General features: G+C 67.2%; 10 protein-coding genes. 7 read left to right on the top strand and 3 right to left on the bottom strand.

The window, feature by feature from the left end:
• The first annotated feature begins 12 nt into the window (after positions 1-12).
• Positions 13-624: a hypothetical protein gene (locus J0J10_RS19615; RefSeq protein WP_291648429.1), complete on the top strand. Its 612-nt coding sequence runs from the start codon at positions 13-15 to the stop codon at positions 622-624.
• 19 nt (positions 625-643) lie between these two features.
• Here J0J10_RS19615 and J0J10_RS19620 read toward each other — a convergent pair whose 3' ends face one another.
• Genes J0J10_RS19620 through J0J10_RS19630 form a run of 3 tightly spaced genes read right to left on the bottom strand, consistent with a single transcriptional unit; the run spans position 644 to position 5611 of the window.
• Positions 644-2416 carry an adenylate/guanylate cyclase domain-containing protein gene (locus J0J10_RS19620; protein ID WP_291648432.1) on the bottom strand — a complete coding sequence of 591 codons (1773 nt, stop codon included), beginning with the start codon at positions 2414-2416 and terminating at the stop codon, positions 644-646.
• A 16-nt stretch (positions 2417-2432) separates the two neighbouring features.
• Positions 2433-2882, bottom strand: coding sequence for a Crp/Fnr family transcriptional regulator (locus J0J10_RS19625; protein WP_291648434.1), 450 nt, complete (start codon positions 2880-2882; stop codon positions 2433-2435).
• On the bottom strand, positions 2879-5611 hold the full coding sequence (locus tag J0J10_RS19630) for an ABC transporter transmembrane domain-containing protein (RefSeq protein WP_291648454.1): 2733 nt from the start codon (positions 5609-5611) through the stop codon (positions 2879-2881). The genes J0J10_RS19625 and J0J10_RS19630 overlap by 4 nt, the downstream gene beginning before the upstream one ends.
• Before the next feature lie 338 nt (positions 5612-5949).
• On the opposite strand from J0J10_RS19630, the gene J0J10_RS19635 reads away from it, so the two are divergent.
• The 6 genes from J0J10_RS19635 to J0J10_RS19660 all read left to right on the top strand — a co-directional run bounded on the left by J0J10_RS19635 (position 5950) and on the right by J0J10_RS19660 (position 13921).
• The gene (locus tag J0J10_RS19635) at positions 5950-7836 is read left to right on the top strand and encodes an ABC transporter ATP-binding protein (protein ID WP_291648457.1); all 1887 of its coding nucleotides are present in this window, start codon (positions 5950-5952) and stop codon (positions 7834-7836) included.
• A complete protein-coding gene (locus J0J10_RS19640) occupies positions 7836-9773 on the top strand; it encodes an ABC transporter substrate-binding protein (RefSeq protein ID WP_291648459.1) in 1938 nt (645 codons plus the stop codon). The genes J0J10_RS19635 and J0J10_RS19640 overlap by 1 nt, the downstream gene beginning before the upstream one ends.
• 7 nt (positions 9774-9780) lie before the next feature.
• Positions 9781-10779, top strand: coding sequence for an ABC transporter permease (locus J0J10_RS19645; RefSeq protein WP_291638589.1), 999 nt, complete (start codon positions 9781-9783; stop codon positions 10777-10779).
• Between the two features lie 98 nt (positions 10780-10877).
• Positions 10878-11969 (top strand): ABC transporter permease, encoded by a 1092-nt coding sequence (locus J0J10_RS19650; protein WP_291638590.1) that lies wholly within the window; start codon positions 10878-10880, stop codon positions 11967-11969.
• 27 nt (positions 11970-11996) lie between these two features.
• On the top strand, positions 11997-13145 hold the full coding sequence (locus tag J0J10_RS19655) for a glycosyltransferase family 4 protein (RefSeq protein ID WP_291648461.1): 1149 nt from the start codon (positions 11997-11999) through the stop codon (positions 13143-13145).
• Positions 13142-13921, top strand: a complete 780-nt coding sequence (locus tag J0J10_RS19660) for a polysaccharide deacetylase family protein (protein WP_291648463.1) — start codon at positions 13142-13144, stop codon at positions 13919-13921. The genes J0J10_RS19655 and J0J10_RS19660 overlap by 4 nt, the downstream gene beginning before the upstream one ends.
• Positions 13922-13930: the final 9 nt, after the last annotated feature.

Raw genomic sequence — 13930 nt, forward strand, 5'->3', positions numbered from 1 at the left:
AGGGAGCGGAAGGTGACGGAACGCGCCGGACCATATTCACAGTCGCCGCCAAAGACCAGCGCAGCGGCGAGCGGCACGAGGCTGCCGCATCTCGCCGGTCCCGCGGCCGAGCTGCGCCAGGTGCTCGCCGCCCACGCCCTGCGCGGCTGCGAGCATGTGGTGGAGATCGGCGGCGCCGGCCTGCCGATCACCGGCTTCCTGACCCACCGCCCCGCCTCGGTCACGGTGATCGACCCGAAGATCCCGGCCTTTGCCGCCGAAACCCTGAACGGCGCGCCCTGCCGCGTCCGCCATCTCGCCGTCAAGCTGCAGCAGGTCGAGCTCGATCAGGGAGCCGGCCGCCTCGGCCTGGTCCTGCTCGGCCTCTCGCTGAAGCCCTTTGGCGGCGCACCGGCGCTGGACGACGCGCTGCTCGCCCTGGCGCGACGCGCCGAGGTGATGGTCATCGACCATGCCCTCGGGCTGGAACGCGCGCTTGGGCAGATCGGCCCCCTGCTGGCGGCACGCGATGCGCCGGCCATGATCGATGCCGAGATCAGGCTCAACGACGCCGGATTAGTGAAGGTGGGCTATGACCGCCGACGCTTCCTCGTCTTCGACAGGCGCGGGAAAGGCGCTCGCTGAGCCGCCCCGCCGGCGGCGGTCAATCCGGATCGCCTTCCGCCTCGGCCTTGGCCGGGCGCTTGCCGCGAGGCGACGCCGGCTCGCCCTTGGCGGGCGGCGCTTTCTCCGGCACGCCACCGAAACCAAAGACCTGCATCGGCTTGTCGCGGCCCTTGATCGCAATCTTGTAGGAGATCAGCCCCGGAAAGCTGCGGCCGGTGGCGGCGACCGTCTCGGCCGAGACGATGATGTCGGAAAGCAGCCGGCGCGTCGCCGCCTCGAGCTGGCTGGCGATCATCACGGTTTCACCGACCGTGATCTCGCGCCGCCCGATGCTCTCATTCTCGACCGCGCCCATGATCGCCGGCCCGCCATGGATCCCGATGCCGATGCGCAGCGGCAAGGGCAGGGCCGTCGCATATTCGCGGTTGAGCGCCTCGACGGCCCGCATCATGTCGCCGGCGGCGGCGATCGCGGCCATGCCGGCGCGGGCGGGCGTGGTCTCGAGGCCGAAGATGGCCATCAGCCCGTCGCCATAGATCGACTCGATCCGGCCGCCATGGGCGGCGATCGCCTGGGACATCTCGTCATAGAACCGGTTGAGCAGGGTCATCAGCTCCTGCGGGAGCTGCCTTTCGGCCAGGGCCGTGAAGGCGCGCAGATCGGCGACCATCACGGTCAGCCCCTTCCTGGCGATGCCGGCAGCGGGATCGAGCGCCCCTGTCGGACCGGCACCGCGCTGCCTGGCGGCAAGCAGGATCTGGACCTGGAGGTCGTGCTTCGGCCGGATCTGGCAGGCGAGGCGGACCCGCTCGCCAGCCGAGATGCGACGCAGCAGCCGTGCCTCGTTCGGCCCGGGCGGCGGCAAATCGTCGGCGCCGTCGAGCACCAGCACGCGGCAGGTCGCGCAGCGGGCCCGCCCGCCACACAGCGCCGCATGCGGAATGCCGAAGCGACGGAACATTTCCAGCAGGGTGAAGCCCGGCACGACCTTGCGCACGCCATGGCCGACGAAGCGGACGGTGATCGCGCCCAGCGCCCGGGCCCGCAGCTCGCGGATCGCGACGAACAGCACGAAGCCTCCGACCAGGCCGAAGAAGGCCCGCTTCGCCCAGGTGACGTGCAGGTTGAAGGAATCGGCCTGCTGCGTGGTGTAGAGTTCCGGCGGCAGCGCCATCAGCCGCGCCTCGCGCCCGGCGACGACGAAGCCGATCAGCGCCAGCAGCGGCACCAGGATCGCCGCCAGCAGGAAAGGGTCGCGCCAGCGCGCATAGCTCTCGCGGGTGCGGAAGGTGAAGTGCAGCCCGATCACGCCATGCGTCCAGACCAGCAGCAGCAGCAGGCTCTGCGTCAGCGCGAGATTCGGCCAGAGCCGGCGCAGCACGGCGTGATAGCTCTCGTCCTGCAGGAACAGCGCGCCCTGGACACGGGTCGCGACAATATGGTCGATCAGCAGCAGCGGGATCACCACGCCGAGCGCGATCTGCAGCACCTCGCGCATCGGCATGCGGAAGGTCCGGCGCTGCGCCACCCGCAGCAGCGCGAAGACGGGATGGATGATCAGCGAGCCATAGAGCAGAAGGAGCCCGAGCTTGCTGCTCCAGAATCCATGACGCCAGAGCTGCGCCGTCTCCATCGCCGCGAGGCCGAAGATCCCGACCGCGTGATTGACGAAATGCGTGGTCGCGAACAGCATCAGGATGCAGCCCGAGACGAAGCGCACGTCGCGGCTCCAGGAATTCACCTGCTCGAAATTGGAGGCGCTGGCCCGGCCGCCCGGAGTGGAAGGCCCCGAATTCGGAATCGAGCTCATAGTTGCCCTCGCGAGATCACTGCGTCTTCTCGCCGCGCAGGACGGCACCGGCGAGCCGGTACAGCCGCGTGGCGAGGTCGCGCGACAGCGCCACCGCAAATTCAGGAACGCTGTCGAGCAGCTCGAAGAACAATTCGCGCGGCAGCCGCAACATCGAAACATCGGTCTTGGCGGTGATCCGGCCGACCGTGGGCTCGTTGGAGAGCAGCGGCACGTCGCCGAGAAGGCTTCCCGTCGCCAGCCGGAAGGAATGCGCCTCACCGCTTGCCAGCGGGTGTGAGATCTCGATCTCGCCCTGGAGGATGCAGTAGACCTCCTGCGGCCTCTGCCCCTCCTCGCTGATCAGGGTTCCGGCCGGGAAATGCCGCCGCTCCCCCATCAGCGCGAGCAGCTTGAGGCGCGATGCCGGCAGGGTCCGGAAAAGCGGAACCTCCTTCAGGCAGTTGATATCGCGCTCGAGCGTCATGTTCTCGCCTCGATCCGCCCGGCGCCGTCCTGCGGCGGCGGTGCGATGAGCTCATCGGCCTCGCCTTCGGCCTCGTCTTCGCCCGGAATTTGGCCGGCCGGACCGCGGAAAACCAGCTTGTCCGAGATATCGGCAGCGAGGTGGGGGTCGGTCAAGAGCAGGAACAGCGTCTGTTCCCGGCAATGGGCGATGAGACGCGAAACCAGCCCGGCAGGATCGCTGCCTGCGGCGAGGAAGCCGTCGAGATCGAGCACCAATATGTCGGGGCGTTTGATCAGCGCCTGGGCGAGCGGCACCATCAGCCGCAGCCGCAGCGGCAGATGGCGGCCGCGCGGCCCGGCATCGGTGTCGAGCCCGAGACGGTAGGCGGCCGCGTCCAGGCCCGCCCGCGACAAGGCGTTGCGGACGATCGCCGCCACCTTCTCCCCGGCATCGGCGCCGAAGCCGAGGCGGCCGAAGAAGAGGTTGTCGCGCACGCTGGCACCGTGGATGACGTCGTTGGGATCGTAGAACTCGACCTCTTCGCTGCTCTCCGGCGGCTGATAGGTCTTGAAGGTCTGGCGCGCGCGCAGGATGCGGCGCTGCAGGGCGTCGTCGAGCAGGTTGAGCCGGTGTTTGGGCTCGATATAGCGCAGCGCCAGCCCCATGACCTCGCGTTGCGTCTCCGGGTCGAGTGGCCCACGCATATCGTGCCGGCGCAGCGCCTCGGCGAGCTCGTTCAGCTTCTCGATATCGAGGTCGCCGCCGAAACCATAGCGCGCGAACAGCGCCTGGCCCTGGACCATGTCGGCGAAAATTTCGACCAGGGTGTTGACGATGCGCGCCCCGATCTCGGTGAGCGGCTCCTCGAGCGCTTCCGCCTGGAGCACGGATCGGGCGTAGGAATCTTCGAGCAGCACCTCCGCCGGCCTGCGGCCGTTGCGGATCGCGCCGAAGATCAGATTCTCGGCAATCGTCGCATTGGCGTTGTAGCGCTCGGGATCGAAGGTCTCGATCAGCCCGCCCAGATTCGACCGCGCCAATTCGGCGGTGACCACCCGGCGCGCCTCGATGATGCGCTCGGCCGCCCCTTCCGGCAGCGGCGCGATCACCTTGGCGTCCAGGCCGAGCTCGTAGATTTCGTCGGAGCAGCCGAGCATGTCGAGCACGGCGAGCACATGCGCCTCCAGGGCATCGGCCCCCTCCAGCCCGACGCCTTCATAGTCGTTCCAGTCGGCGGTGAAGGGCAGCGGCGTATTGCCGGCGCGCAGCGCCTCGATGAAGCGACGATGCTCGGTCTGATCGACCGAACGACCCGGCCGGATCGTCGGTCGCCGCCGCTTCAGCGGCAGCAGCAGATTGTCGCGCAGCCGGCCATTGATGATCTCGGCATCCGGGCCGGCATAGCCGATCATATGGCTGGCGCTCTCGACGCTGAACGAGCTCAGCGGCCGACCATCGATGAGCACCCGTCCTTCATAGCCCATGCTCTGCCGGCCGAGAATGCGTCCTAGCGTGTCGCGCCCGCTGCCAGCGGGCCCGATCAGGGCGATGCAGCCGGGGCGCTTCACCGAAAAGGAAAGCGGCAGCAGCAGCGGCTGGCCGCGATGATCCGACATCTCGACCTTGTCGAGCCGGATTTCGCCCTGCTTCGGCAGACTCGCAACCCCGTCCTTCTCCTCGAGCTCCAGCGTCTCGCGCGGATTGAACTGCGCGATCACCTGCTCGTATTTGATCATGACGTCGTTGCGCTGCTGGTCCCAGTCGATCAGCTCCTTCACCGGCGGCGGCAAGTCGCGATAGGCGCCGATCACGGCGACGAGCTGGCCGATGTCGAGCCGGCCTTGCAACGCGAAGAAGCCGCCGATCGCGTAGAAGAAGAAGGGCGTGATCTGCGCCAGGAGGTTGTTCAGGAACTTGACCGCGAATTTGCGCTTGTAGAGCGCGAAGCGGATATCGAACAGCGTGCCGAGCCGGCCGGCAATGTCGGACTGGATATAGGAGGTCGCGCCATGGCCCTGGATGGTCGGGCCGGCATCGACAATCTCGCCGATCCTGCCGGCGAGCTGGCGCGAGGCGATCTGGCGCTCGCGACCGAGGCGCAATTGCTCACGGCGCAGGATCGGGATGATCACGGCCTGCATCAGCACGATCAAAAGCGCGATCGAGCCGAGCCAGACGCTCTGCATCATGATGAAGACCAGCGCCGTCAGCGCCTGGCTGAGCAGGAAGGCCGGCTGGATGAAGGCGTCGCCGACGAAGCTGCCGATCGGCTCGACCTCGTCCTTGATCATGCTCGCCACCTCGGCCGGCTTGACCGCGCGGATATCCTCCGGACGGAAACGCATCAGCTGAGCGAAAAGATCGTAGCGCATGCGCCGCAACATGCGCTCGCCGAGAATGCCCTTGCGCACATTGATGGCGTATTTGAAGCCGCCATTGATCAGCACGAGGCCGAGGAAATAGAAGCTCAGCGACAGCAGCAGGCCGAGCTGCCCGACCTGGAAGCCCTCGAAGATCGGCAGGCTGCCGCCGCCGAGGAGATCGGGCAGATGCAGGGTCCAGTCGAAGACCGTCACCGAGGTCCTGCCGTTTCTGAAGGCGCCCCCCTGGATCGCATCGTTGACGATGCGCTTGGGCACGTCGAACGAGGCCCAGTTGAACGGGATCGAGACGAGGATGATCAGCAGAACGACGATCTGCTCGGCGCGGCTCTTCTGCCAGACATACCGGAAGAGGCTTCTCTCCAAGGGGTAATCCCGTCCTCAGGCCGCAAGCGCCGGTAAGCCGGCCCGGCGCAGGGCTCATATGTGGTCAGTTCTCGTCCTCGTGCAATGCGCGGCAGGCAGGCGCGGGGACTCGACAAGAACCACTATTTCAAGTTCCGTCGCAGGGGGGAAGCCGAACCCGCCGACCGGGACGGGAATTGCGCCCGTTCCGGCCGCCGACATGTTGCGCGGACGTCATCGAGGCAGGACAATCTGCGCGGGATTGACGGATCGGGGATCGGCGCCGGAGATGGTACCAGAATGCCGGCGGGCCGCGCCTGCCGGCGGCAACCGAACAGAGGCTACGGCGTTCGCCGCTCATGGATATTCTTGAGATCAGGGACCTGCGTATCGGCTTCACCGTCCACGGCCTCGCTCGCGATGTCGTGAAGGGCGTTTCTTTCCGGATCCCCGCCGGCAAAACCGTGGCGCTCGTCGGGGAATCCGGCTCGGGCAAATCGGTGATCTCGCAGGCGATCATGGGCTTGCTGCCGCGGGCCGGCGCCGTCACCGGCGGGCAGATCCTGTTCCGCGATCCACAGGATCAGGCGATGGCGATCGACATCGCCGCGCTGCCGGCGGAGGGCAAGGAGATCAGAGCGCTGCGCGGCGGGCGCATCGGCATGATCTTCCAGGAGCCGATGTCCTCGCTCTCGCCGGTCCATACCATCGGCAACCAGATCGAAGAGGCGCTGCTCCTGCACCGGCCGATGCCGAAGCCGCAGGCCAGGGAGCTGATCGCCGCGATGCTGAAGCGCGTCGGCTTCAAGGACCCGGTGCGAGCCTATGGCTTCTACCCGTTCGAGCTCTCCGGCGGCCTGCGCCAGCGCGCCATGCTCGCCATGGCGCTGATCTGCAAGCCGGCTCTGCTGATCGCCGACGAGCCGACCACCGCGCTCGACGTCACCATCCAGGCCCAGGTCCTCGACCTGATGCGCGAGCTCCAGGCCGAGATGGGCATGGCGATCCTGCTCATCACCCATGATCTCGGCGTCGTCGCCAACATGGCCGACGAGGTCGTGGTGATCTACCATGGCGAGATCATGGAAAGCGGCACCGCCGAGGATATCTTCCGCCGCCCGCAGCATCCCTATCTCAAGGCTCTGCTCAACGCCTCGCCGCATTTCGACATGCAGGAGGGCGAAAGGCTGGTGGCGCTGCGCGAGGCGCGTCCGCGCCCGCCGGCCACCACCAAGGCGCAGCCGGCCCCGCGCCCTGCCGGCAGCCCGGACGCGCCATTGCTCGCAGTACGCCATCTGCGCAAGACCTACACCACCGGTTCCAGCCGCTTCTTCGGCAAGTCCACGAAAGCGACCGTGCTGGCGGTCGACGATGTCGGCTTCGACATCAGGCGCGGCGAGTGCCTCGGCCTGGTCGGCGAGAGCGGCTGTGGCAAGACCACGGTCAGCAAGCTGATCATGCGGGCGGTCACCGCCGATTCCGGCGAGGTCTGGTTCGACGACGGCCAGCGGCGCACTGATGTCCTCGGGCTGAAGGGCGAGGAACTGCGCCGCTTCCGCACCCGCGTCCAGATGATCTTCCAGGATCCGGTCTCGTCACTCTCGCCGCGCATGACGGTGATGAACATCCTGCGCGAGCCGCTCTCCATCCATGAGCGCGGTGACGGCGCCGAGCAGAAGGCTCGCGTCAGGGCGCTGATGGAGGATGTCGGGCTCGATCCGCGCTTCCTCAACCGCTATCCGCATTCCTTCTCCGGCGGCCAGCGCCAGCGCATCGGCATCGCCCGCGCGCTTGCGCTCGATCCTGACCTGATCATCTGCGACGAGCCGGTGTCGGCGCTCGACGTATCGGTCCAGGCCCAGGTCCTCAACCTGCTCAAGGATCTCCAGGCCGAGCGCGGGCTGACCTTCCTGTTCATCTCGCACAATCTCGCCGTGGTGAACTACATGGCCGATCGGATCGCGGTGATGGCCAATGGCCGCATCGTCGAGCTCGCGCCGCGCCACACCCTGTTCAGCGCGCCGGTCCACCCCTACACCAAGGCGCTGCTGAAATCGGTCCCCTTCGCCGATCTCGACCGCAAGCTCGACTTCAAGCTGGCGGCGCCCAGCGGCGCCTCCGACATGCGGCACTGGCCGGCCTGCTTCAAGCCGGAGGGCGATGGCGAGCGGCTCGCCCATCTCGATCTCGGCGCCGGCCATCTCGTGCTCGCCCGCCAGGGCGCAGACGTCAGGGAGCTTGCCTGATGACGACGCGGCGCGAAACCTTGGCGATGCTCGCCGCGCTGGCCGCACAGACGGTTCCCTTCGCAGGCGCCGCCCGGGCCCGGGACTATATCGACAGCCCTGCCCTCGCCGCCCAGGTCGCGGCCGGGCAGCTGCCGCCGCTCGCCCAGCGCCTGCCCCAAAATCCACGCGTCATCGATGTCGGCGCGATGGGGCGCGAGCCCGGCCGGCATGGCGGCACGGTACGCATGCTGATGGGCGACCAGCGCGACATCCGCATGATGACGATCTACGGCTATGCCCGTCTCGTCGGCTATGACGACAAGCTCGACCTTGTGCCGGACCTGCTGGAATCCGTCGAGGTCGAGCAGGGGCGCATCTTCACCCTGCGGCTGCGGGCCGGGCACCGCTGGTCCGACGGACATCCCTTCACCGCCGAGGATTTTCGCTACTGGTGGGAGGATGTCGCCAACAACAGGCGGCTCTCGCCGGGCGGGCCGCCTCAGGCCCTGGTCATCGCCGACGAGAAGGCAACACTCGAAATCCTCGACCAGCGCACGCTGCGCTATTCCTGGGCCAGGCCGAACCCGGTCTTCCTGCCGGCGCTGGCCGGTGCCCAGCCGCTCTATATCGCCATGCCCGCCCATTATCTGCGGCAATTCCATGAGCGTTATGCCGACAAGGAGGCGCTGGCGAAAAAGGTCCGGGAGATCCGCGTCAAGGACTGGGGCGCGCTGCACGAGCGCTTCTCGCGCCAGTACCGCCCGGAGAACCCCGACCTGCCGACGCTCGATGCCTGGCGCAACACCACGCCGATCCCGGCCGAGCAGTTCATCTTCGTCCGCAACCCCTATTTCCATCGCGTCGACGAGAATGGCCGGCAATTGCCCTATGTCGACGAGGTCAAGATCAATATCGGCACAGCATCGCTGATCCCGGCCAAGACTGCGGCCGGCGAGGCCGATTTGCAGGCCCGCTATCTGCGCTTCGACAACTACACCTTCCTCAAGGAAGCCTCGAAGCGGATGAATTTCGACGTCCGGCTCTGGAAGCGCGCGGAAGGCGCTTATTTCGCGCTGATGCCCAATCTCAATGCCGTCGATCCGGCCTGGCGCACGCTCAACCGCGACCAGCGCTGGCGCCGGGCGCTCTCGCTCTCGATCAACCGCAAGGACGTCAACCGGGTCATCTTCTTCGGCCTGGCCAAGGAAAGTGGCAACACCGCCCTGCCCGAAAGCCCGCTCCACGACCGCTCGCTCGCCCATATGTGGATGAAGCAGGACCGGGCGGAGGCGAACCGCCTGCTCGACGAGATCGGGCTCGACAAGCGCGATTCGGAAGGCATCAGGCTGTTTCCCGACGGCAGGCGCCTGGAATTCACCATCGAGACCGCCGGCGCCTCGACCGAGGAGACCGACATCCTCGATCTGCTGAAGGAGGATTTCCGCGCCATCGGCCTGAAGATGCACCCGCGCTCCTCGCAGCTCGACGTCTTCCGCCGCCGCATCCTCGCCGGCCAGACGGTGATGTCGGTCTGGACCGGCATGGACAATGCGCTGGTCGCCGCCGAGATGGAGCCCGACGCGCTGGCGCCGACCTCGTCCAGCCAGTTCAACTGGCCGCGCTGGGGCCAGTTCTTCGAATCCGGCGGGCGCGAGGGCGAGGCGCCCGATCTGCCGGAGGCCCGGGAGCTGAGCGAGCTCTACATCGCCTGGCGCCGCTCGACGACCCATGAGGAGCGCCGGCTGATCTGGCAGAAGATGCTGCGGATCAATGCCGAGCAGCTCTTCTCGATCGGCGTGATCAACGCCACGCTTCAGCCGGTCGTGGTTTCCAGGGACCTGCGCAACGTCCCCGAGAAAGGGCTCTACAGCTTCGAGCCCGGCGCCTTCTTCGGCCGCTATCTGCCGGACACCTTCTGGTTCGCCGACGCGCCGGCGGCAAAGCGGGAGCCGTGACGCCGTGCTGCTGAGCTACATCTTCAAGCGTATCCTGGTGATGATCCCGACGCTGCTGATCACCAGCGCCCTGATCTTCACGGTCATCAACCTGCCGGAAGGCGACTATTTCGAGACCATGGTCGCCGAGATGCAGGCCCAGGGCGAGAAGGCGGACATGAGCCGCGTCGAGTTCCTGAAGAAGGAATACGGTTTCGACAAGCCGCCACTGGAGCGCTATTTCTGGTGGGTCACCGGCCTCCTGCGCGGCGACATGGGCTATTCCTTCGAATACCAGCTGCCGGTCCGCGACATCGTCGGCGACCGGCTCTTCCTGACCATGGTGGTCTCCTTCTTCACCATCATCTTCACCTGGATCGTCGCCTTCCCGATCGGCATCTATTCGGCGACGCATCAGTACAGCTGGGGCGATTACGGGCTCTCCTTCATCGGCCTGATCGGCCTCGCCGTGCCGCATTTCCTGCTGGCGCTGATCTTTCTCTATTTCGCCAATGTCTGGTTCGGCACCTCGATCGGCGGGCTCGTCGACCCGCAATATCTCAACCAGCCGATGAGCTGGGCGAAGTTCAAATCGGTGCTCGAGCATCTCTGGATACCGGTGATCATCATCGGCGCCGGCGGCACCGCCGGGATGATCCGCTCGGTGCGCGCCAACCTGCTCGACGAACTCCAGAAGCAGTATTACGTCACCGCCCGCGCCAAGGGCCTGCCGCCCGGCAAGGCACTGCGCAAATACCCCTTACGCATGTCGCTGAACTTCTTCATCTCGGATATCGGCGACATCCTGCCCTCGATCGTCTCCGGCGCCGAGATCGTTGCCATCGTGCTCTCGCTGCAGACCACCGGCCCGCTGCTGATCCGCGCCCTGCAGAGCCAGGACATGTATCTCGCCGGCTCCTTCCTGATGTTCCTGTCTTTCCTGACGGTGATCGGCGTGCTCATCTCGGATATTGCGCTCGCGATCCTCGACCCGCGCATCCGCCTGCAGGGAACGGCGACCAAGTGACGACCTCGCCGCCCCCCGCCAACGAGCCCGCCGCCGGCCCTGCCCCCTTGCCGCATCGCTGGTCGACGGCGCCGTTCGAGCCCTATGCCGTCGAGAAGATGTCGCCGGAGCAGGAGCGCGTCTATCTCGCCTCGCAGCTCCAGCTGATGTGGTGGAAATTCCGCCGGCACAAGCTCGCGGTGATCTCCGGCGTCGTCATCCTGGTGATGTATTTCTCGGTGGCGATCTGCGAGTTCCTCGCACCCTATCACTATACGACCCGCGACACCGACTTCATCCGCGCCCCGCCGCAGCGCGTGCACCTCTTCCACGAAGGCAGCTTCCTCGGCCCCTTCGTCTACCCCTATACCCAGCGCCTCAACATGGAGAATCTGAAGCGCGAATACGACGTCGACACCTCGCGCCCGCAGCAGATCCGCTTCTTCTGTCGCGGCGAGGACTATTATTTCTGGGGCCTTTTCCCCGGCAATCTGCGGCTGTTCTGTCCGCCGGAGGGCGGCACGCTCTTCCTGCTCGGCACCGACCGGCTCGGCCGCGACATGTTCTCGCGCATCCTCTATGGCGGGCGCATCTCGCTGACCATCGGCCTGCTCGGCGTCATGGTCTCCTTCGTGCTGGGCGTGATCATCGGCGGCATCGCCGGCTATTACGGCGGCAAGGTCGATCTCTTCGTCCAGCGGCTGATCGAGATCGTGCAGTCGCTGCCGCATATCCCGCTCTGGCTCGCCCTGAGCGCGATCATGCCGGCCTCCTGGAGCCCGCTCCTGGTCTATTTCGGCATCACCGTGATCCTCGGCCTGATGGACTGGACCGGGCTGGCGCGGGCCGTTCGCTCGAAGCTGCTCTCATTGCGCGAGGAGGATTATGTCGTCGCCGCCCAGCTGATGGGAGCAAAGCCCGCCCGCATCATCGGCCTGCATCTCGTGCCTGGCTTCATGAGCCATCTGATCGCCGCCGCGACGATCACCGTGCCAAAGACCATCCTCGGCGAGACCGCCCTCTCCTTCCTCGGCCTCGGCCTCAGGCCGCCGATCACCAGCTGGGGCGTGCTGCTCAACGAAGCGCAGAACATCAACGTGGTGGCGCTCTATCCCTGGCTGCTTTATCCGTGCGTCCCGGTCATCCTGATCATCCTCGCCTTCAATTTCCTCGGTGACGGCCTGCGCGACGCAGCCGATCCCTATCGCTGAGCGCGTGCCTCGGCCGGACTGCCCTTTATGCCTGCCTTGAAGATCGCCTTCCACACGCCGCTCAACCGTTATGGCGACGGCGCCGTCTCCGGCGACCGGCGCATGGCCCGGCAGCTCGTCACGCTGCTGGAGCGCCTCGGCCATCGCGTCGCGATCGTGCCGGCCGAGCGCAGCTTCATGCGTGAGCCGAGCGAGGCCGAGCTCGTCGCCAACCAGGCGGCGGCGCAGGAGGTGATCGAACAGCTTGCCCGCGCTTGGCAGGAGCCCGCCGTCCGGCCCGACCTGTTCTTCACCTATCATTGCCATTACCGCGCCCCGGACCTGATCGGCCCCGTCCTCGTCGAACGCTTCGCCCTGCCCTATCTCCTGGCCGAGGCCAGCGACGCGCCCAAGCGCTTTGCAGCCGGATGGACGCCGGCAGCGGGCTTGGCGCGCGCCGCCATCCGGCAGGCCGACCTGCATTTCTGCATGACCCCGCGCGACCGCGAAGGCCTCGCCAAGCTGCTCCCGGTGGACGTCCCGCTGATCGACCTGCCGCCCTTCCTGCTCGCCGATGGCGAGAGGCCGGCTCGAACCGGCGCCGCGCGGCCTGCGGGCGAACCGGTTCGCCTCATCGTCGTCGCCATGATGCGCAAGGGCACCAAGGAGAACAGCTATTTCGCCCTGGCCCGGACCCTCGCCCAGATCGCCGATCGGCCCTGGACGCTGACTCTGGTCGGCGACGGGCCCCAGCGCGCCGCCATCGAGGCCGCCTTCGCTGACCTTCCGTCGGAGCGGCTGCGCTGGCTCGGACGAATCGGCAATGCCGAGACCCGGGCCGAGCTCGCCGCCCATGATCTCTTCGTCTGGCCCGGCCTCAACGAGGCCTATGGCCTGGTCTATCTGGAGGCGCAGGCCGCCGGCCTGCCGGTCGCGGCGCTTCACAGCGGCGGCGTCCCGGCGGTTGTCGAGCCCGGCCGGACCGGCCTTCTCGTCGCGGATCATGACGAGGACGCCCTGGCGAGCACCATCGCGACCCTGATCGACCAGCCCGGTTTGCGCGAGCGCCTCGGCGCCGCCGCCCAGATATTCGCCTGCGAGGAGCGCAATGGCGAGGCGGCCTGCGCCATACTCGGCACGGCCCTGGAAAACGCGCTGCAGCGCCACCGCACCCGCCATGGCGGAGCACGCCGATGAACGCGCCGGCCGACTGGCATGACCTCATCGCCGAACTCGATCGCTGGGCTCTCGCCGGCCGACGCATCGCGCTGTGGCTGCGCGACGACGATGCCGTCGCCCCGAGCGACCAGTTCGAGCGCCTGATCGATTTGACCGAGCGCCATGCCGTGCCGGTGCTGCTCGCAACCATCCCGCTCCTCGCCGAGCAGGCGCTGGCGCGGCGCCTCGAAGGCGCGCCGCTGCTTTTCCCCTGCCAGCACGGCATCCGCCACGAGAACCACGCACCGGCATCGCAAAAGAAGTCCGAGGTCGGCGACCACCGACCGGCAGAGGTCGTGCTCGCCGACATCGCGCAGGGCTGGCAGCGCCTGCATGAGCTGTTCGGCCCCCGCGCGCTCCCGGTCTTCGTGCCGCCCTGGAACCGCATCGACCCCGCCATTGCCCGGGCTCTGCCCGAAATCGGGCTGGCCGGCCTGTCCTGCTTCCGCAAGTTCAGCCTCGGCACGCCGAGCGGTCCGGTGCTGGTCAACAGCGATCTCGACCTGATCGACTGGCATGGCGGCCGGATCGGCCGCAATCCCGAGGAGCTGCTGGCGGAAATGCTCGCTTTGCTCATTCAGCGCCGCAACCAGGCGAAAACCCGGACGACGTTCGGCCTGCTGCTCCACCACCGCGACCATGACGCGACCTGCTGGGCCTTTCTCGACACCCTGCTCGGGAGAATCGCTAGCCATCCCGCCGTCGAGTTTGTATGCCCTGCGACGCTTTTTGCGCGGCCGGCGGACTTGGAGTGAGCGGCGGGC

This window comes from Allobosea sp., from assembly GCF_017308075.1.
GTDB lineage: Bacteria > Pseudomonadota > Alphaproteobacteria > Rhizobiales > Beijerinckiaceae > Allobosea.